Here is a 21,453-nt window from a genome sequence, read left to right on the forward strand (position 1 = left end):
ATGACTAAATCACCATTATAAAGGATAAGAGATGGAACAAGGCCCACAAAACGATCCTCAAGGTTTTAAACGTCTGGCAGGCGCCGTTGAATCACTGGTCAAACAGGAACGTTGGACACGCCGGTTTGCCAACCTTCTTAAATTGGCGGTTGCCGGCTACATCGTCTTCTTCATCTACACGGCGATTCAAAACATGAATCGATTCGATGAAATGAACACAACTTCCTCCAATCAAGAACACGCTGCCATCGTAAAACTTGAAGGGCCAATCATGCCTGGTTCCAAGGTCAGTGCAGAGGTTCTGAATCCGCTACTACAAAAGGCGTTCTCAAACCCAGCCAGCAAAGCGGTCATCATTCAAGCTAACTCTCCTGGCGGTAGCCCGGTACAGTCCGCATTGATCAATGATGAAATTACCCGTTTGAAGAAAAAATACAATAAACCGGTTTACGTCGTGGTCGAGGACCTGTGCGCATCGGGTTGTTATTACATCGCGGTTGCGGCAGACAAGATTTTTGCCAACAAAGGTTCGATTGTCGGTTCGATCGGCGTTCGCATGGACAGTTTCGGCTTTACAGGCCTGATGGAAAAAATCGGTATCGAAAACCGATCCATGCATGCCGGAGAACACAAAACCTTTATCAACCCATTTGCTCCTGTTGACGAAGAAGGACGTAAATTCTTCAAAGAACGTGTATTGGAACGTACTCATCAGCAATTCATCGCCGCCGTCAGAGCTGGTCGTGGTGACCGCATCAAGGAAAATGACCTAACCTACACAGGTCTTGTCTGGTTAGGTGACGAGGCCGTCGAAAACGGATTAATTGATGGCTTGGGAGATATGGGCTCGGTTCAACGTGATGTCATCGGTGTCAGTCATCGCCGTGTCTACGAAGCGGAAAAATCGCTTTTCGAAGAGTTGATGGGCGACATCAGCAGCGAAACCTCGACCAAACTTTCAATGTATCTGATGTCACTGAAATAAGGCCTGACCCAGTGCCTGAAAAGCAAACTCTAAACGCTGCCTTGTTGGAAGGCAGCGTTTAGAACATGGGCCACGAAAATACGTAATAAACTCATATAAACAAATAGTTATAAAAGGTTATAATATCTGCTTATGCCAATATATTCCCTGAAGAGCAGATGCCCCTTTCGTACAAACAACGACAGTCCCATATCAGAAAATTTCTGACATCGACAAAACGCTTGAGTTTCTTCATCGCGTTTGGCATCTTCATTCTGTTCAGCGGTATCAGCATCCTATTCAATTACCTCAGCTATACTTCCCAGCAGCAACGCCTCATCCAGTACATCAGCAAGGAAGAGATCAACAGCTTCAATTCCAGCACTACAGCATTGAACATTAATGCACAGACCATTTTCAGCACAGTCATTTTCCGAGATGACATCTATAAGCTCATGGCCGACGCATTTCACAACCCTGGAAAAATACGAGACCTGAAAAGACAGGAGTTGTTGACCAAGCTCTACCCTGAATACCAGATTCTTAAAACCGAAAAACTTCGCCAACTACACTTCCATTTTCCGGGAGGCGAAAGTTTTTTAAGATTCCACCGGCCTGAACTTTATGGCGATAACATCTCGCACGCTCGTTACAGTATCCGACTCGTCAACCAGACCCATGAGCCCGTGGAGGGGTTTGAGGAAGGTGTGATATTCAACGGTTACCGCCACGTCTACCCGATTATCTATAAAGGTGAATTTGTAGGAAGCGTCGAGATTTCATTCTCGCTAGACGCAATCTTCAACTCGATTGTTCATGACCATAATGAATTCTACGGCCTGCTTCTTCACAAAGAGGTCATCGAAAACAAGGTTCTAAGCGAAGAACAGCGTAAAAACTACAAGGACTCAGGAATCCTCAAGGACTTCCTGATCGACAAGGCGATTCAAACTCAGACTCAGAACAGCTTGTTCGATAACAGCAAAAGTGAACAAAACCGGATTCCTCAGGAACGCCTTGATGAATTGCATGCCGCTGTACGAATGGAAATGGAACAGAAATTCCATAACGATTGCAATAACTACAGTTTTATTGCCGATCTGCATGGCGATAACTATTTAATCAGCTTATTCCCTTTGAAAAATATTCAAAATATAAGAGTCGGTTATATTATCAATTACCAAGCGCAACCCGGACTGAAGATACTTTACGCCAATTTCTTGAAAAACAGCCTGGTCATCGAAGTACTGCTATTAATCATCAGCGTGTTGATGTACTTTTATCTTTCGCATCAGATCTACCGGCACCGCCGTTTGAAAAAGATGGCCAGAACCGACAACCTGACGGGAATCCTAAACCGCGCTATGTTCAAACGCGCTTTGAAGGACAGCATTAAATCCAGTCACGGTTCACGACAGCCTCTAAGCATGATCTTTTTTGATATAGACCACTTCAAAAAGATTAACGATACCTATGGTCACCTCACTGGCGACAAGGTACTTAAAAAAGTGGTTCAAACCATTCAGGCCGGTTTGCACCACACGGACGTGTTTGCCCGCTGGGGAGGCGAAGAGTTTGTGATTCTTCTACCAGACACCACCATCGAACAAGCTGAAGGCGTCGCAGAACGTCTTAGAAAGAAACTGGAAAACCTGAGTGATTTTGAATTCAAAATCACCTCCAGCTTCGGTGTTTCCGATCTTCAACCACATGACACGGCCGACAGTTTCATGCACAGAGTGGACGAACTCCTTTATATCGCCAAAGAGCGCGGTCGAAACTGTGTTGCTGCCATGAGCAGCCTGTCGTTCGCACAGATCGATTAAGAAGACCAACTCTCTTCTTTCATCAGTTACACTGATTAACAACGAAACTCTTAACTTTTCTGAAGACATAAAAAAACCGCCTGACGAAAATTCATCAGGCGGTTTTCGATTGACCGGTTTAGCTAAGCGAATTACGCTACGGCAACACCGATATCAGACAAGTTCTTAGGCGATTCAACTTCGTAGTCCGCCATCTCATCAAACTGCAAGTAACGGTAGACTTCATCACCCATTGTATCCAGCATGCCAACGGCATCCATATACTCTTGAACAGTCGGAATACGGCCCAATACCGAGCAAACCGCTGCCAACTCGGCAGAACCGAGATAAACGTTTGCGCCGTTACCCAAACGGTTCGGGAAGTTACGGGTTGAAGTCGAGAACACGGTCGCACCATCAGCAACACGTGCCTGGTTACCCATGCACAATGAACAACCCGGCATCTCGGTACGTGCACCAACCTTACCGAAGATGCTGTAGTAACCTTCTTCAATCAACTGACGCTCGTCCATTTTCGTTGGTGGCGCAATCCATAGACGGGTTGGTACATTCCCCATCTGCTCAAGCACTTTACCGGCAGCGCGGTAGTGACCGATATTGGTCATACAAGAACCGATGAACACTTCATCAATCTTCGAGTTTTCGACTTCAGACATCAACTTGACGTCATCCGGATCGTTCGGACAAGCTACGATCGGTTCTTTGATTTCGTTCAAATCGATTTCGATTACAGCTGCATAATCCGCATCCGCATCCGCTTCCAACAACTCTGGATTATCGATCCAAGCCTGCATCTCGTCACGACGACGCAACAAAGTACGTGCATCCTGATAACCGTTCTCGACCATCCAGTCGATCAAAGCCATGTTCGACTTCAGGTATTCGATGATAGGCTCTTCGCCAAGTTTGACCACACAACCGTTCGCGGAACGTTCGGCGGAAGCATCCGACAATTCAAACGCCTGCTCAACCTTAAGGTGCTCAAGACCTTCGATTTCCAGTACACGACCGTTGAAGACGTTTTTCTTACCTTTCTTCTCAACGGTCAAATGTCCTTCCTGAATCGCCTGGTAAGGGATCGCGTTCACCAAGTCACGCAAAGTGATACCCGGCTGCATCTCACCTTTGAAACGCACCAGAACCGATTCCGGCATGTTCAACGGCATTACGCCCAAAGTCGCGGCAAATGCCACAAGACCGGAACCGGCCGGGAACGAAATACCAATCGGGAAACGCGTATGTGAGTCACCACCGGTACCAACGGTATCCGGCAACAACAGACGGTTCAACCAAGAGTGGATAACCCCGTCACCAGGACGCAACGCAACACCACCACGGCTGGTCATGAAGTCAGGCAACGTGTGCTGTAGTTTGATATCGACCGGCTTAGGATAAGCGGCCGTATGACAGAACGACTGCATGACCAAATCCGCAGAGAATCCTAGACACGCCAATTCTTTCATTTCGTCACGCGTCATCGCTCCGGTAGTGTCCTGTGAGCCGACCGTTGCCATATGAGGTTCGCAGTACATGCCAGGACGCACACCTTCGATACCACACGCCTTACCGACCATTTTCTGAGCCAAGGTATAACCGTGAGACGCTTCGGATTTATCCTGAGGACGCATGAACACATCTGAAGGCTCCATACCCAAAGCTTTACGTGCCTTGTCGGTCAAACCACGACCGATAATCAAAGGAACACGACCGCCCGCACGAACTTCATCCGGCATGGTGTCAGGCGCTAATTCAAATGTCGAAATGGTTTCGCCGGCTTCGTTAGTGATCTTACCTTCGTATGGGTAAATTGTGATCACGTCGCCCATGTTCATGCTGTCTACGTCACATTCGATCGGTAGAGAACCGGAATCTTCGGCAGTATTGAAGAAGATCGGAGCGATCTTGCCGCCAAGTACCACACCACCCTGACGCTTGTTTGGAACGAAAGGAATGTCGTCACCGAAGAACCACATGACCGAGTTCATCGCAGACTTACGCGAAGAACCGGTACCGACAACGTCACCCACGTAAGCAACCGGATGCCCTTTCGCTTTCAAAGATTCGATTGTACCGTCGACGTCATCCATTCTCGCCGCCAACATCTCTTTAGCGTGTAGTGGGATATCCGGACGAGACCAAGCCGCCGTTGCAGGAGAAAGGTCGTCCGTATTGGTTTCACCTTCCACCTTGAATACCGTTACCGTAATGCTTTCAGGCATTTTCGGTTTGTTCGTAAACCACTCGGCTTCCGCCCAAGACTTTACAACCTGCATCGCATAATCGTTGTCTTTCGATTTCTCGACAACGTCATGGTATGCATCGTAAACCAACAATGTTTTCGACAACGCTACAACAGCCGCTTCCGCAACTGCGGTATTTTTGCTGTCCAACAATTCGATCAAAGGCTGAACGTTATAACCACCCAGCATCGTACCCAGAAGGAACGTCGCTTTTTCAGGCGAAATCAAATCAACCGAGATATTTTCCTTAGCCACGTCAGCAAGGAAACCAGCTTTTACATAAGAAGCTTCATCCACCCCTGGAGGCACGCGATTGCTCAGCAAGTCCAATACAAACTCTTCTTCACCGGCAGGCGGGTTCTTAATCAATTCAACCAATTCCGCCGTCTGTTCGGCATTCAAAGGAAGTGGTGGGATTCCCTGCTCCGCTCTTTCAGCAACATGTTGACGATAAGCTTCTAACATATATTCATCCTCAAAAATCAAACTAAATAAATTTGCGATATTTTAACACAGAGAAAGTGAAACGCTTACGTCATCGGCCTTAGAAGCTAAAAAAACCTATTGAAAAACAGACAGGCCTGTCGAATTCCACAAAACAGCCTCAATGGAATGTTTTCAAAACAATAGCTTAAAGACCACGCAGACTGTAAAAAATACAGTTGACGGAAAATTCATAATGACATTATTTTAATGAAGTTTTGCGGTTTCCAGACCTTCCCAAAGCAACATGATAAGCAACCAGACATTCAGGACGACAATCACAGCCGTTGCCGTCCAAGCCGCGATTTTGGTTTTCGCATCGTTGACCAAGTCCCCCATCAACATCGGATCGGACGTCATCCTGACCAGTGGGATCACGGCAAATGGTAATTGCATGGACAATATCACCTGGGACAACACCAATAAGCTCAAAGGTTTGGCACTCAACATGATCGCCACGGCCGCTGGAATCATGGTTGCCAGACGGATATAAACGCGGACTTTCAAGATATTGATCTTACGTCTTCTAAAGAACGATTCAAATACGATCTGCCCAGCCAAAGTGCCCGTAGTCGAACTTGCAATACCGGAAGCCAACAAGGCAATAGCAAACGTCAACGCAGCAGACTCACCGAGCAAAGGTCCAAGCGTGTGATAGGCCTCATCGATATCAGTGATCAACAACCCTTTTTCGTGGAATGCCGCCGACGCCATGATCAAAATGGCGGAGTTCACGACCCACGCAGCCATCAATGCCAGAATCGTATCCCATTTCATCATCTTGTAGAAACGTTTCAAGGCCTCACCCGCCGCGTTTGCTCGCGTCGTTACCTGATGAGAGTGTAAATAGAGATTGTGCGGCATCACAGTCGCACCCAAAATCCCCATAGCAATAAACAGTGCCGTGGTGTTCATAATGGTGTCGTTTGGCACCAACAAAGCTTGCGCAACCTCAGCCCATTCGGGCTGAACCAGCCACAATTCAATCACATAGCCCAAACCGATTGTCGCCACGAAAGCAAATATGGTCATCTCCACCCACCGAAATCCGAATCGTTCCAGCCAGAGTATGAACAACACATCGAATATGGTCAGGAAAATAGCCGCTACCAGAGGAATGTCGAACAATAGGTTCAAGGCGACCGCCACGCCGAGGAATTCCGCCAAATCAGTGGCAATCATCGCCAAGGCGGCGGACGACAACAGAAAAGTACCGCCGTTACCAGGGTGTTGGATTCGTATCAGTTGTGCTAGGTTCTTACCTGTTGCAATCCCGAGTTTGGCGCTCAACAACTGCATCAAGATAGCAATCAAAGACGCCAGTGTAATCACCCACAACAAACTATAGCCGTAACGCGAACCCGCCTCAATTGAGGTCGCCCAGTTACCTGGATCCATATAACCGACAGACACCAGAAAAGCAGGCCCTAAAAAATACCAAAAAGAACGCTCTTTTGGAATTTTGCTTTCAGTTGGAACATCCATGAATGAAAAACCTTCTTACCTTTCTTTACCTTACATGGCAGGACTGGCTCCGCACTTCACCTACTCGAAGCCGGAGAAAACCAACGATTAAGAACCATACAAAACTTAATTTTTAGCCATAGCTAAATTTTCGATTAACTATAACAAAACCCAGCTGTAAGTACATCCGTCGAATCCTTGACAGAACCTTGAAGAAGAGCTTTATTACGCTATAGAGACAAGAATTACCAAAAGGAATTCAACCGAGGGGTTTCAATATGGCGAAGCCTTTCGCCCTTCTCCGCAAAAAGGAAGTTTTTTGCGATATAATACCGCGCATAAAAATATTGATAAGGAACTTACAACGATGCAACTTTCAGAATTGACCGCAATTTCTCCTGTTGATGGCCGTTACGGCGCACGCTTGGACAACCTTAAAGAAATTTTCAGTGAGTACGGCTTGATCAAAAACCGTGTCAAAGTGGAAGTATTCTGGTTGCGTATGCTGGCTAACCACCCAGGAATTCCTGAAGTTCCGGCTCTAAGTTCCGAAGCTGAAAACCACCTGATCAAGTTGGTTGACGAATTCACACTTGAGATGGCACAGCGCGTTAAGGAAATCGAACGTACCACCAACCACGACGTAAAAGCGGTTGAATACCTAATCAAGGAACACTTCGCCGACAACGCAGAATTGAATGCCGTCAGCGAATTCGTTCACTTTGCCTGTACTTCCGAAGACATCAATAACCTGGCTTACGCTTTGATGCTTAAGGACGCTCGCCAGGACATCATCATCCCTGAAATGGACAAGTTGATCGAGAAGCTTGTCGAGATGGCTGAAGAGATGGCGGACATCCCGATGATGTCTCGTACGCACGGTCAACCAGCCTCTCCGACAACAGCCGGTAAAGAGTGGGCGAACGTTGTTTACCGCCTACAGCGTCAGGCCAAACAACTGATGAACGTTCAGATCATGGGTAAAATCAACGGTGCAACCGGTAACTACAACGCTCACCTTGCTGCCTACCCTCAGGTCAACTGGTATGAATTGTCAGAACAGTTCGTACAGAGCCTTGGACTTGCTTGGAACCCTTACACCATCCAGATCGAACCGCACGACTACATTGCAGAGTACTTCCATGCGATGCAGCGTTTCAACACCATCCTGATCGACTTCGACCGCGATGTTTGGAGCTACATCTCAATCGGTTTCTTCAAGCAGAAGACCGTTGCCGGTGAAATCGGTTCTTCGGCCATGCCGCACAAGGTCAACCCGATCGACTTCGAAAACTCCGAAGGTAACTTGGGGATCGCCAATGCGATCTTCGATCACCTAGGCCAGAAACTTCCAATCTCCCGTTGGCAGCGTGACCTGACTGACTCAACCGTTCTACGTAACTTGGGTGTCGGTGTGGCGCACACAATGATTTCATTGCAGGCGACTATGAAAGGTCTAGGCAAACTTGAGGTCAATGCTGAAGCAATGGCGGCGGACCTGGACAGCAACTGGGAAGTTCTTGCGGAAGCGATCCAGACTGTCATGCGCCGTCACGGTTTCGAAAAGCCATATGAAAGACTGAAAGACCTGACTCGCGGTCAGCGCGTCAACAAAGAGATCATGCAGAACTTCGTCGACGGTCTTGAAGGCCTACCTGCTGACGCCAAAGAGTACTTGCGCAACCTGACGCCTGCTACCTACATTGGTAACGCAGCTCAGCAAGCGGCGAACATCGAGTTAGCGATCACCATGCTGAAAGGTCGATAAGCCAACCGCTTTTCGAGCGCATTCAAAACCCACCAGGCCTGGTGGGTTTTTTATTACCGGAACAAACCAAACCCATTAGGAATCGCATCATGATTCAGTTTCAAGACATTGATTTAAAAACCTTTCTAACCGAATACTGGCAAAAGAAACCATTGGTGATTCGCAATGCCCTACCCGGTTTTGAGTCTCCGGTTTCCGCCGAAGAGTTGGCAGGCCTGTCTTTGGAAGAAGAAGTGGAAAGCCGAATTGTCATTCAGCACGGCGAACAGAATTATCAACTCTTGAAAGGCCCGTTCGACGAGTCGACTTACGCTGAATTGCCGGAACAGAACTGGACCCTGTTGATTCAAGGTATGGACCGTTTGATTCCGGACGTTACCGACGTACTTAATGATTTCGACTTCTTGCCGCGCTGGCGCATTGACGACATCATGATCAGCTACGCCACCACCGGCGGTAACGTTGGCCCGCATTTCGACCACTACGACGTATTCCTTCTGCAAGCGGCCGGAAAACGCCGTTGGCAACTTACTGCACAGGACTGTTCCGAAGACAACTACATCCAAGGCGTAGACCTGCGTTTGATGAAAACCTTCAAGGTCGAAGAAGATTACGTGTTCGAAGCCGGCGACATCCTTTACCTACCGCCGAAATGGGGGCATCACGGCATCGCGCTGGACGACGAATGCATGACCTATTCCGTCGGTTACCGCACCTATCGCGGACAGGAACTGTGGGACAGCTTCGGCGACCATCTTTCAGAGATGGGAGCATTCAAAGACCTCTACATCGACCCGCAATGGCAGGAAAACCTCAACCCGGGAGAAGTGACCGATGCGGCAGTCGATCAAGCTGAGAAGCTTTTGCAAACAATCCTGCAAGATAGAGCCCTGCTCAAAACCTGGTTCGGACGTTTCGCCACCCAATTGGATCAAGTCGCCGCACAGCAATTGCCGGAACCACTGACCGAAGAAGAAACGCCGTCTATCGAAGACTTCGCTGGCGCTCTTATGATTGAGAACGGCCTGATCAAAGACCCGGTCTGCCGCTTCGCCTACACGGAAACAGAAGACAAACCAGTACTTTACATCAACGGTGCCATCTGGAACGACTTCGGAGCCCAGCCGGACTTCCTCCGAAAACTTGCCAACCAGTCTTTCCTGACACAGGAAGATCTCAGCAAGATTGCATCGAATCAAGGCAATCTGGAACTTCTGTTCGACTTATGGAAGTTGCAATATTTGACGTTTATCGAATGATACTTTCAAGCCTTATAGCTCAAAGAATAAAAATGAATTCACGCATTTGAGCACCAACCTTGAAATCGGGTTAAAATCCATACTAAACAACAGGAATTTTAGATAGCTTCACTCTCAAAAATAGTAAACCACATGGAGATTGTCCCGCTATGAGTATAAGAAACCTGACTATCGGTGTACTTTCTTTATTAATGGTCGGCTGTGTTGTTCCTAGTGCAACGACCTATTACCACCCTTCTGCACAAGGCGGTAATATCCTCACCAACAAATGCTCTCAGACAGCGTCCATTATTGAACTCTCTTCTTTACCACTAGTGGCTAGAGTAGTCGAAGGCCACAATAAAGCCTTATACGTGATAATCAACCTTCCAACGATTAGACCCGAGAACGTAAGCTGGAAGACGTTCAATTTCACAAGTTCAGAATTTGAAGTTTATTTCCCTGAGTCAGGCCAAAAATTCAAAAAGACACCGAGCTATCTTTATAGGAACGACAAATCAACGACCATGACAGAGCCTTATAGCTCTAGCTTCTCTCAAAGCTGGTCTTATACCGTCGAGATTAAAATCGAAGGGAAAATTCCGGAACAATTCCAAGTCACTCTACCGCCTCTCATTATTGACGGAGTGGAGCAAAAAATTCCGCCAATCAATTTCAAACGTAAGGTATGGATGGGAATCGCTCCGTTTAATTGTTAGAAAGGGTTTTGTTTCATTACATTCCTTCTAAACTGATCATAGAGGAAATCGATGCCGCAAGAATATAACTTTGAATTAGAGCGCTTCATCAAAGCCCAACAAGACACCTATGAAACGGCTCTTACTGAATTGCAGGCTGGGCGTAAGCGTACGCACTGGATGTGGTTTATCTTTCCACAGTTAGAGGGGCTTGGGCGTACCGAAACGGCGATCTTCTATGGCATCAAGAGTGTTGACGAGGCCAAGGCCTATTTGAATGACTCTGTCCTAGGTCAGCGTTTGATCGAATGCACAGAAGCGGTCATGGCGGTAGAGGGCTCTACCCTTTTCGAGATATTTGGAAAACCGGACAATCGCAAATTCTGCTCCTGCATGACGCTATTTTCAGAAGTTTCGGAAACAGCTGAACGAAAAGCATTCTTTGATGCGGCAATTGAAAAATACTGCGAGCAGAGAGACGAAAGAACCCTTGCGATTCTCAACGATAGCTAAGTTTAAGATTCACCACTGACAAGCGCCTTAGCGTAGGTGCTCTTATCCATATCGACCACTTCGACGGTAATCACCACCGAACCTTTAAACAACCCTTCCAGATTCTTCAAAACCGTTTGCGTCAGCAGACGTTTCTGCTCATCTGTTTTGCCTGAATGAATCCTGCACATCACATGAATGAAACCACAGTCTAATAATCCGAGTTGATAATGCGTGACAGGATGCGCGCGCACCTTGAGATTGGCCTCATCAAACAGGCCTGTCGACTTCACTGCATCATAAGCAGACGAAACCATTGTTTTGACAACATTATCCGGAATCGTATCCTGACTATATTCTAGAATTATATGTGGCATTAAACTCTATCCATTTGTTTTATAAGTCTTTTAATTAAATAAAACTGAACAGGCCTGTTCAAAACTGAAACCCGGGAAATACAGTCTAAAAAACAACATTTGCTCTTAGATTAGCCGTCCAAATCTCATCATCGTTGAAGCCAGCGGGTTCATATAACGGGTGTTTAAAGCACTGAACGGAAGGTGTTAAAGACCAATGTTTTCCAAGCTGCCTACGTCCATAAACCTCGAGCTCCTGAACATTATCATGTACCCTATTAAGATACTTGGAAGTTTTTGTATAGCCATAAGCACTGCCAAACGTCCACTCTTTGGCCGCATACGCATAGGCTATCGAGGCAAAAGAACTGGCCGTCGAGACACGTTCATTACTACTACCGGCACGTACTTCCAACTTGTGATTGTTTAAATTCCTACCGCCAGTCAAATAGGCGCCATAGTTTTTAAGTCTCTTACTTTCAGGATTGTCTAACGCTTCATGGTCACCATTGTGCAACCAAACTCCCAATTCAATATAACCTTGCTCATTGTGCCACTGAGTTTCCAGAATCGAAAAAATCCCCTTGGTATCGTCGTTTACCTCAAACAAACTGCTGTAATCTCGACTCGGATTATCCGCAAGACCGTTGGTCGATGAGATCATTAACCGTGTTGTATTCGTGAGTGAAAACGGATGTTCGATGAATACTGCCAAAGCATAATCCGGAAAGTCGATAACGGGGCTGTTAACAAAATCGGAAGCGATAAACTGACTGTTTTCATCGTTCGTAATCCGACTCGTGTCAAAGTAAGCGGTGGAATCCAAAAGCCCTAAAGATACCTTGCTACCAAATTCTAAAGGCACACTTATATAAAATTCCGATAGTTGCAAACGCCCTTCATCATTACGAGATAAAGCCGTACCTGCATCCGCGTTACTTTGACCGATGACATAGGCGATACCTTTCCTCTTGGGTGTAGAGTTGGCTTCAAAATGGGCGTTAAGCTCGTAGTTATCTGCCAAATAGTGTGCAAACAGATCAGCCGACCAGTTCAAGTCATTATCCAGACCGGACACATAGGCGTGTTGATAAATGGCCGTGGCGTTAAAATCGAATTTTAGCGGCAACGCTTCCTCTGATGCAGCAACCCCCAGAGGCATTACACATAACAAAACACGGACGAAATTTCTCATTTGAAACATATAAAGCCAATAATATAAGTAATGATTATTAATCTATTCTGTACAAAAAGTAACGATATTCATATTTAAAATATTTTGTTCAGCCCTTCCGCTCCCCTTATACAAAAAAGCCCCAACGTATGTGTTGAGGCTTTTGAACCGATACTGGGAAACTTGGAAAGCTACAAAGTAAATACCTCAAAACCGTTATCACCCACGATCTCTTTCATTCCGCTGTGCGTCAGTACCGCAGAAGAAGACTTTTCAGGATTCAGGTAACGTTCCGCCACTTCACGAAGCTCTTCTACCGTGGTTGAAATCACACCTTCACGGTACGCCATGCGGACATCGTGCGTACGACCATACAAAGACTGATAGAAGGCTTTCTTAGCTTCACCAGCCGGAGAGCCCGGCTTGTCCATCGCACTGATGACGTTCAGAATCGCTTCGTCCACTTTAGCTTGTGTCATTTCATTACTCATCAGCCAGTCTTTTGCTTTCGCGAAATCAGCATAAGTCTCCATCAAACGCGGATCACGATAGGAATAAAAGATAAACGCCGCCGCTTCGGCATTGTAGGTCGCCCCACCACCGTAAGCGCCACCCTTCTCGCGAATCGCCGAATGCAGGAAACCGTTACGCAGACAAGCTCCCAACACAGCCAACTTAGGCGCATCGGCATGATCCGCCAACACCGCAGGATACGCCTGAGCACAGAAGTTCACCTGAGTACTGGTTACCCAAGCCTGTTTGATTTGTTGCTGTCCGATTTCCAGCTTGAACGAAGAACCGGAAGATGCTTTTTGCATTAGGCTGGACCATTGCTTTTCCATGCCTTGAATTGCCTGCTGCTTGCCCGGTTCGTCCACCACCAGTAACGCCCGTTTCGGCGCTGCCTGCAATTTGGATTGAATACCCTGTAGCTGCTCGGCAAAACGTTCAAGTTCAGCATCGTCTTTCAAGGTTTCGTGAATCTGTTTGATGAACTTGATTCCGGCAAAGCCACTGCGATCGAATTTCCATTTCGCCATCGGCGTGAAGTTCTGGGTTGCCGCCATCATTGCCAAACCATGACCGTTACCGGTGATCCCCTGATCAACACTGGCACGAACCTGCCCAACCAAATCCTTGATGCGCGCCAACTCGTCGAAACGAGCCGTATAAAGCGTATCTTCGATCAACCCGGCCAGCTCTTGCTGATTACGGTTCAGAGCTTTGGACGACAGGATATAGTGACTATGACAATCAGACGGTTGTCCAATTTTGGAATGCAGCGCCGAACGCGCTGAAATACCGCCGGAAACCGCAGCTTGATGTTCTTGAGTTTCGATGTAATCACGCCCTGCGCTACCCACTTCGGTGATACAAGTATTGAACAACGGCAGAATCGCCTGTTCGTTGTCGGAAAATTCCGGCAAATCAATCAAGACCTGTTCGTAAACCAAGCCGTTAGTACCACATTCGTAAGCCGTCACAGGCAGGTCGCCAACCGAAAGCGTTTCGCCTGTCATGGTCTTGATTTCGGCCGGTATATCATCCTTGGTTACTTCCGGCAGGATAGTTGGATCATCAACCTGCTGCTGTCGTTCTTCCAAAGCGAATGCCTGGTCTATTATCGCTTGCTTTTCCTCTTCGGACAGGCCTGCTTGGATTTGTGCCAGTTTGTTTTTCTCGATTTCTTCTTCACGCTTAGCCAATTCGGTATCCGGCTGCAAGCAAAGACGGACACGATGCGGATTGTCTAATAACCACGACTGAACCAAACCAGGAATGAACTGTGGATTCTTGATCTCTTCTTCCAGCTCTTTCAACGCCTCGTCAACATCCAGCAAGGCAATTGGATCACCGTCGTGCAAAGCACCTGGCAATGCGTGCAAAATCAGTTGTAGACCGTAAGGGTAACTATCACCTCCGACTTCACGCTGTGACAGCTCTAATTGATGTAACATCGCTTCAAGTTGCTTTTGGTCGATGCCTTCATCGGCGATACGCTGTAATTCATTCAGAATCAATTCTTGGACCGCATCGGCATGTTCGGCTTCGGAGCCTTGCACACCGACGACAAATACCATCTCTTTATTAGATTCTTCCACACCACACAACGGTGAAGGTGCGCTGGCCAGTTCTGTCTCTTCCAATACCTTGCGCAAAGGCGAGGCACTGTTGTCCAACAGTACGGAAGTCAACAGCTGTCCTTTTAGCACCTCTTTAGGGTCTTTGTTCTCACCAAGCAACCAACCCAAAACAATATGCGTCTTGTTACTGGTGTCTTCTTCATCCAATGCATAAACGCCATCCACGGTTTGAGGTTCATCGAAACGCTCTTCCAAACCGACATGAACTTGCGCAACTGGAGTTTTGAAACGATTCAATGCCAGTTCCTCAAACTGCGTCTGGTGTTCCAATGCACTGATGTCACCGTAAGTCATGAAAACCGAATTGGACGGATGGTAATGCGCTTTATGGAAATCAACCAACTGTTGATAGGTCAGATTAGGGATGTCAGTCGGTTCACCACCGCTGTTGTAATGGTAAGTATTTGTTGGATACAGTGCTTCGGTCATGCTCTGCCACAATCGGCTAACCGGAGAGCTCATCGCCCCTTTCATTTCGTTGAAGACCACACCTTTATAGGTCAGTGGCGACGTAGGATCGTCCATCTTCTCAAATTCAAAACGGTGTCCTTCCTGAGCGAAATCCAACGGATCGATATTCGGAAAAAACACGGCATCCATATAGACTTGCAGCAGGTTCTGGAAGTCTTTTCGGTTTTCCGTTGCAAACGGATAAGCGGTCCAGTCACTGGACGTGAAAGCATTCATGAAAGTATTAAGGGAACGACGGATCATCATGAAGAATGGATCGCGAACCGGATATTTTTCACTGCCGCACAACACGGTGTGTTCAAGGATATGCGCCACCCCGGTCGAATCCATCGGAACGGTGCGCAACGCGACTAAAAATACATTCTGAGGGTCGTCTGCCGCCAAATGGTAATGGGTGGCACCGGTCACTTTATGGCGGTACTCTTCAACCGTAAGATTCAAAGTATCGATTGTGTGTTGACCTAAAAACTCGAATGCTGGATGGGATTTAGACATAGATAGTTCCAAAATATATTTTTAGTAGAATTGTTTTGTTATAAGGCTTACTCAGCCGGAACTCAAGTGATAAAAAAGGCCATTTTAAATGGCCTTTTAAATCAAACGCGTTAAAACGGAACGGCTTATTAAGCGTCCGCGTCTTTCATGGAAAGCTTAACACGTCCCTGCTTGTCGATATCAGTCAACTTCACGCGGATTTCCTGGCCTTCTTTCAGGTAGTCTTCAACGTTCTCAACACGCTCTTCAGCGATTTGAGAAACGTGAACCAAACCTTCTCGACCAGGCATATAAGCCACGAACGCACCGAAATCAACGATCTTCTTAACCACGGCATCGTAAGTCTTACCGATTTCAGGTTCTGCCGTAATTTCGGCGATACGTGCTTTGGCTAAGTTCGCTGATTCTTCATCTGAAGAAGCGATCTTAACGTTTCCATCGTCGTCGATCTCGATTGTACATCCGGTCTCTTCGGTCAACGCACGAATGGTCGCTCCACCTTTACCGATGATTTCACGCACCTTCTCCGGCTTCACTTTTACCATGAAGAAACGAGGTGCTGTACCCGCGACGTCGGTGTTTGAAGACGTGATTGCTTTCGCCATCTCTCCCAGAATATGCAAACGACCTTCCTTAGCCTGATCCAATGCGATGCTCATGATTTCTTCGGTGATACCGTTAATCTTGATGTCCATCTGTAGGGCGGTAATACCTTGATCGGTACCGGCTACCTTAAAGTCCATATCACCCAAGTGGTCTTCATCACCAAGGATATCCGAAAGAACTGCAAAACCGCTCTCTTCCTTGATCAGCCCCATTGCGATACCGGCAATTGGCGCTGCAATCGGTACACCGGCGTGCATCAATGACATGGAAGTACCGCAAACGGAAGCCATGGAGCTCGAACCGTTCGATTCGGTGATTTCCGAAACCACACGAATGGTGTACGGGAACTCATCCGAAGTCGGCAACAATGCCGCAACACCTCGACGTGCCAACATACCGTGACCGATTTCACGGCGACCTGGGCTACCTACTCGTCCACACTCACCAACCGAGAACGGAGGGAAGTTGTAGTGAAGCATGAAACGGTCATGGTAAGAACCTGTCAACTCATCAACGATCTTAGCGTCTTTTTCGGTTCCTAGCGTCGTAACAACAAGAGCCTGCGTCTCACCACGGGTAAACAAGGCGGAACCATGTACCTGAGGCAAAACGCCTACTTTACATTCGATGTTACGAACGGTTTTACCGTCACGGCCGTCGATACGAGGTTCACCCGCAATAATTCGTCCGCGGACGATATCTTTCTGCAACTTACCGAACATGCCTTCAATGTCTTTTTCTTCAAAACCTTCTGGGTTCGCTTCCGAAACAGCCAACGCTTCAATTGCTTTCGACTTGGCCGCATCCAACGCGCTGTAACGATCCATCTTGTCTGAAATCAGATATGCCGCTTCAACATCTGAACGAATCAAATCGAATACTGCGTCTTTAAGTGCCGTATTCTCTTCTGGCGCTTGCCAATCCCAGGCTGGCTTTCCAGCTTCTTGAGCGAACTCTTCAATTGCAGAGATGGCTGTTTGCATTTGCTCGTGGCCAAACATAACTGCGCCTAGCATGACTTCTTCAGGCAATTCTGCCGCTTCAGACTCTACCATCAATACGGCGTCTTTGGTCCCAGCCACGCTTAATTCCAAATCGGAATCCTGAAGCGCATCCGCACTCGGGTTCAATAGGTAACCATCATCCTTATAACCGACGATTGCCGCACCGATCGGACCATTAAATGGAATACCGGAAATAGCTAATGCCGCCGACGTACCCAACATAGCAGGTACTTCAGTACCGACTTCCGGATCCAGAGCGATAACGGTTGCGATGATCTGAACTTCGTTCAGGAATCCTTTAGGGAACAACGGACGAATTGGACGGTCAATCAAGCGTGACGTCAAAGTCTCTTTTTCCGAAGGACGTCCTTCACGCTTCAGGAAACCGCCTGGAATACGGCCTGCAGCATACGCTTTTTCTTGATAGTTAACGGTCAGCGGAAAAAAGTCCTGACCTTCTTTAGCGGACTTGGCCGCTACGACCGTGACAAGCACACGGGTATCACCCATACCGATGATCACGGCACCGTCAGCTTGACGAGCTACTTCTCCGGTTTCCAAGGAAACCTGATGGTTTCCATATTGAAATGTCTTGGTAATCTTAGCCATACAGCATCCTCATGATTAAAGCGATCTGTATTCCGGCTGAAAACCTGAATCCCTAAACATAAAAGGATTTTCACGCTTAGGGATCCAGGCTATTGGTTTACAGCCAATACAGAAAAATACGATAAAAAAACGAATTTTGAAACCCGTCCATTCTACCTTTTATTCGCTTACAGACCAGGCCTTTTTATAACTTTTTTGGCAAAAAAAAACCCTGCATAGCAGGGTCTTTTTTTATCTTCAAACGAAGTGATTACTTACGTAAACCAAGACGTTTGATGATGCTTAGATATCTTTCACCATTTTTCTTGTGAAGATAATCTAGAAGCTTACGACGACGGCTTACCAAACGCAACAAACCAGTACGTGAATGGTTGTCCTGCTTGTGCTCTTTAAAGTGCTCAGTTAGGTACTTGATACGGTGAGTAAGAAGTGCGATTTGAACTTCCGGTGAACCAGTATCACCTTCAGAAGTAGCGTATTCCGCAATGATTTTTGCTTTAACTTCAGCATTAAACATTCGTTTTTTCTCCATTTGGATCGGTTTTGATTAAATATCAACTTCCACAACCGATGATAGAAGCCGAACTTGAGTATTTTACGGATTTAAACTCAACATTCAACACTAAATTGTAACTACCGTAAAATAATCAAGACATTAGACTCTAAAAGTCTAAAAAAACGATTAACGCTTGCCGTAACCGTGGACGTAGTTTTCCAATGCATTGATGTCATCACCCATATGGCGAATCAATGTATCCAGACTGACGATCGCATTTTCAAGAATGTTTACCGCGATATAAGGCTCTTCAACCTTCAAACGGTCGTACATAGGACGAGTCAAGATCAATAACTTGACCCCTTTCTTGCAAGCCGACATTTTAAGGTTACGCGGCTTACGGTCAAAGAACGACATTTCACCGATCAAACTCCCTTCACCCTGCTTACCGACTTCCGCCGCTTCGGAACCTTTACCGCTGATAAATTGAACTTTACCTTCGATGACAAAACCTAAGGAATCACCAACTTCACCAGTATCCGAGATTACATCGCCACCGTTATAGGATTTTTCCTGTAAAAAGGTGATCAATTTCTCAACATCATCGCGAGTCAACGACTCACAAATCAAGTGGCTTTGAAAGAAGTTAAATAATTCTTTGGCGGTCATACTAATCATAAAGTCTCCAACATTTAATCTAATTAGACGGTCGCTTTTGGCTTTTGCGCTATGAAAGAAGCCACTGGACGCCCGTCAGGCAATGCGTCTATTTTATCAATAATCACCGAAAAGTCCGCAAAAACTTCTTTCAACTCACCCGGTTTTAAAAGGAAGTTTGGATTTTTAGGGGAGCCAAATACTTCCGCGCCTTCCGCAAATGTTTGGAAAACGATCCAACCACCGGGTTTGACCAACTCCCTGATTTGTGTAAACAGATCCCGGTTCAGAAAACGCATCACCACCACAAGATCGACAGGTTCAACAGGAAGGCAGCCGTCTTTTTTCAGATCACAACACTTCCATTTGACTGCCGCTCCGGCACGATTTGCCAACTGTTTAGCACGTTTAATGACCCGGGCCTCCTGGTCTATTCCGACAACCCGCCATCCAAGCTTCGCAAGGTAAACAGAGTCACGACCACCGCCGCATCCTAAATCAACCGCACTTGGGCGAAGACCTTTAACGTCCAAATCAATCAATTCCGAAAACGCTTCCAAAAGCGGGTTGGACGCCCACAACCTTTTAGATTGTGATCCAGCTTCCCAACGTTCCGGCAGCTGCTCTTGCCAACGCCTTAAATCCGCCTCATCGTTTATGACCAGAGAGCCGATCACCTGATAATTTTTTTCATTCAGAAAAATTGAAATCTCTTCGATCGCACCCTCTTCACCCACCAACATGAAACTGGCCGGTGATGCAGGAAGTTCGTTTAGCAACTCTGGCAGATCCTGCCAAGCCATCCAAGTGGAATTCGTGAGATGGGATACCTTGAATGCTTCGAAACTGCGAAGATCGATGATTCCATCGGCTTTATTAAACATCATCATTCGGCTGCCACCTCTGCACTCTTCAGCTCGGTAGTTTCCAAATTAAAAACCCGCTTCGGCTTCAAAAGATTTTTTTCTGCCTGCCACTCACCGACTGCGAAAAATACGCCTTGATCATCATAAAAACGCACTAACTGTGTCTCTGGCTTTGGCAGATTCAATTTTTGTCCATGCCTGATTAAATCGGCCTGTTCGGCATCGAGATCAATGCGTTGCAGATGGGTCAAAGCGATATCAAGCGGTTTCAAGCAGGCCTGCTTCTGCTGCTCAATCTCCTCAAGCGTCAACATATCATCACCGGATAGACTGCCTGTCTGAGTTCGGTGCAACGCCGTAAGATGCCCGACTGTACCTAATGCCATGGCGATGTCTTCTCCCAAAGTCCGAACATAGGTTCCTTTTGAACAAAACACATCGAAAATGATTTGATCGTCACTGAAACTAACAAGATTCAATTCCAGAATTTTGATAGGACGTGTCGGGCGCTCAATCTCAATCCCTTTTCGGGCATAGTAATAGAGCGGCTTACCCTGATGCTTGAGTGCGGAATACATTGGCGGAAGCTGATCGATGTCACCACGAAATTTGTCCAACGCCGACTCAATCAATTCGACGCTTAATTCAGGAACCGGTAGTGTTTTGACAATGTCACCTTCGGTATCTCCGGTATCGCTTTGCTCTCCCAGCTTCAAAGTGGCGGTATATCGTTTATCGGAATCGAGCAACAAACCGGAAACCTTGGTAGCTTCACCAAGACAGATCGGTAGCAACCCCGTTGCAAAAGGGTCTAAAGCACCGGTATGACCGCCTTTCTTAGCATTGAAAACGCGCATGACTTTCTGAAGGATACCATTCGACGAAACGCCGGCCGGCTTGTTCAACAATACAATTCCGTTGATATTCTCTCTAGGAGGACGTTTGTATTGAGCCATTTACTTATTCAACGCCTTATTGATCAAGTCTTCAATATAGGCGGCATGTTCCGGTGCTGAGTCGTAATAAAAACGTAGATGCGGTACGATTCGCAACTTCAAACGGCTGCCCAATTCGCTTCTCAAAAAACCCTGTGCCTTTTCAAGCGCTTGAAGCACGTCGGCTACTTCCGGATCAGATTCATTGTGCCCGATCAAGGCAAAGTGAATCTTCGCATGACTCAAATCTTTTGAAACTTTACAGTCTGTCAGATTGATCTTCTGGAAACGAGGGTCTTTCGCTTCTCTCAGAAGCAATTCTGCCAGAGTTTTCTTGATTTCTTGCGCCACTCGGGTCGGACGACTGAAATTTTGTTGATTCATATTTATGTCTTCTCATAAAGCGAAAATGCCCCGACAGGAGCATTTTCTAAGTTCGTGTTTCAACAAGCCGGCAGGCCTGCTGG

At 46.8% G+C, this 21,453-nt stretch carries 17 protein-coding genes; 6 read left to right on the forward strand and 11 right to left on the reverse strand.

The genetic code is table 11. The annotated features are described in order from the left end of the window. The first annotated feature begins 31 nt into the window (after nt 1–31). Both QCB45_RS01920 and QCB45_RS01925 read left to right on the forward strand, forming a co-directional pair. Nucleotides 32–985 (forward strand): S49 family peptidase, encoded by a 954-nt coding sequence (locus tag QCB45_RS01920; RefSeq protein ID WP_279418848.1) that lies wholly within the window; start codon nt 32–34, stop codon nt 983–985. A 158-nt stretch (nt 986–1,143) separates the two neighbouring features. Beyond that, on the forward strand, nt 1,144–2,790 hold the full coding sequence (locus tag QCB45_RS01925) for a diguanylate cyclase (RefSeq protein ID WP_279418849.1): 1,647 nt from the start codon (nt 1,144–1,146) through the stop codon (nt 2,788–2,790). Between the two features lie 131 nt (nt 2,791–2,921). On the opposite strand, the gene acnB is transcribed toward QCB45_RS01925, so the two are convergent. Further along, nucleotides 2,922–5,495, reverse strand: a complete 2,574-nt coding sequence (gene acnB / locus QCB45_RS01930) for a bifunctional aconitate hydratase 2/2-methylisocitrate dehydratase (protein ID WP_279418850.1) — start codon at nt 5,493–5,495, stop codon at nt 2,922–2,924. A gap of 225 nt (nt 5,496–5,720) precedes the next feature. Then, nucleotides 5,721–6,998: an Nramp family divalent metal transporter gene (locus tag QCB45_RS01935; protein ID WP_279418851.1), complete on the reverse strand. Its 1,278-nt coding sequence runs from the start codon at nt 6,996–6,998 to the stop codon at nt 5,721–5,723. Nucleotides 6,999–7,344: 346 nt separating this feature from the next. On the opposite strand from QCB45_RS01935, the gene purB reads away from it, so the two are divergent. The 4 genes from purB to QCB45_RS01955 all read left to right on the forward strand — a co-directional run bounded on the left by purB (nt 7,345) and on the right by QCB45_RS01955 (nt 11,194). Beyond that, nucleotides 7,345–8,745, forward strand: coding sequence for an adenylosuccinate lyase (gene purB, locus QCB45_RS01940; RefSeq protein ID WP_279418852.1), 1,401 nt, complete (start codon nt 7,345–7,347; stop codon nt 8,743–8,745). 89 nt (nt 8,746–8,834) lie between these two features. After that, complete coding sequence (locus QCB45_RS01945; protein WP_279418853.1) at nt 8,835–10,004, forward strand: cupin domain-containing protein; 1,170 nt, start codon at nt 8,835–8,837, stop codon at nt 10,002–10,004. A 149-nt stretch (nt 10,005–10,153) separates the two neighbouring features. Beyond that, entirely contained in the window at nt 10,154–10,702 is a 549-nt protein-coding gene (locus QCB45_RS01950) for a hypothetical protein (RefSeq protein ID WP_279418854.1), read from the forward strand. Nucleotides 10,703–10,753: 51 nt separating this feature from the next. Next, a complete protein-coding gene (locus QCB45_RS01955) occupies nt 10,754–11,194 on the forward strand; it encodes a DUF1810 domain-containing protein (protein WP_279418855.1) in 441 nt (146 codons plus the stop codon). Between the two features lie 2 nt (nt 11,195–11,196). Here QCB45_RS01955 and QCB45_RS01960 read toward each other — a convergent pair whose 3' ends face one another. The 9 genes from QCB45_RS01960 to rbfA all read right to left on the reverse strand — a co-directional run bounded on the left by QCB45_RS01960 (nt 11,197) and on the right by rbfA (nt 21,370). Next, complete coding sequence (locus QCB45_RS01960; protein WP_279418856.1) at nt 11,197–11,550, reverse strand: hypothetical protein; 354 nt, start codon at nt 11,548–11,550, stop codon at nt 11,197–11,199. An 85-nt stretch (nt 11,551–11,635) separates the two neighbouring features. Further along, entirely contained in the window at nt 11,636–12,733 is a 1,098-nt protein-coding gene (locus QCB45_RS01965) for a hypothetical protein (protein ID WP_279418857.1), read from the reverse strand. 161 nt (nt 12,734–12,894) lie between these two features. Further along, complete coding sequence (locus QCB45_RS01970; RefSeq protein ID WP_279418858.1) at nt 12,895–15,813, reverse strand: insulinase family protein; 2,919 nt, start codon at nt 15,811–15,813, stop codon at nt 12,895–12,897. 128 nt (nt 15,814–15,941) lie between these two features. Continuing rightward, nucleotides 15,942–18,032, reverse strand: coding sequence for a polyribonucleotide nucleotidyltransferase (gene pnp, locus QCB45_RS01975; RefSeq protein ID WP_279418859.1), 2,091 nt, complete (start codon nt 18,030–18,032; stop codon nt 15,942–15,944). A gap of 250 nt (nt 18,033–18,282) precedes the next feature. Then, nucleotides 18,283–18,549: a 30S ribosomal protein S15 gene (gene rpsO, locus QCB45_RS01980; protein ID WP_279418860.1), complete on the reverse strand. Its 267-nt coding sequence runs from the start codon at nt 18,547–18,549 to the stop codon at nt 18,283–18,285. Between the two features lie 165 nt (nt 18,550–18,714). After that, the gene (locus QCB45_RS01985; RefSeq protein WP_279418861.1) at nt 18,715–19,206 is read right to left on the reverse strand and encodes a cyclic nucleotide-binding domain-containing protein; all 492 of its coding nucleotides are present in this window, start codon (nt 19,204–19,206) and stop codon (nt 18,715–18,717) included. A gap of 23 nt (nt 19,207–19,229) precedes the next feature. Further along, nucleotides 19,230–20,075 carry a class I SAM-dependent methyltransferase gene (locus QCB45_RS01990; protein ID WP_279418862.1) on the reverse strand — a complete coding sequence of 282 codons (846 nt, stop codon included), beginning with the start codon at nt 20,073–20,075 and terminating at the stop codon, nt 19,230–19,232. Then, nucleotides 20,072–21,007, reverse strand: coding sequence for a tRNA pseudouridine(55) synthase TruB (gene truB / locus QCB45_RS01995; protein ID WP_279418863.1), 936 nt, complete (start codon nt 21,005–21,007; stop codon nt 20,072–20,074). Before truB ends, QCB45_RS01990 begins: the two co-directional genes overlap by 4 nt. Next, entirely contained in the window at nt 21,008–21,370 is a 363-nt protein-coding gene (gene rbfA, locus QCB45_RS02000) for a 30S ribosome-binding factor RbfA (RefSeq protein ID WP_279418864.1), read from the reverse strand. Between the last annotated feature and the right edge of the window lie 83 nt (nt 21,371–21,453).

The sequence above is a fragment of the Thiomicrorhabdus sp. ZW0627 genome (assembly GCF_029767005.1).
GTDB lineage: Bacteria > Pseudomonadota > Gammaproteobacteria > Thiomicrospirales > Thiomicrospiraceae > Thiomicrorhabdus.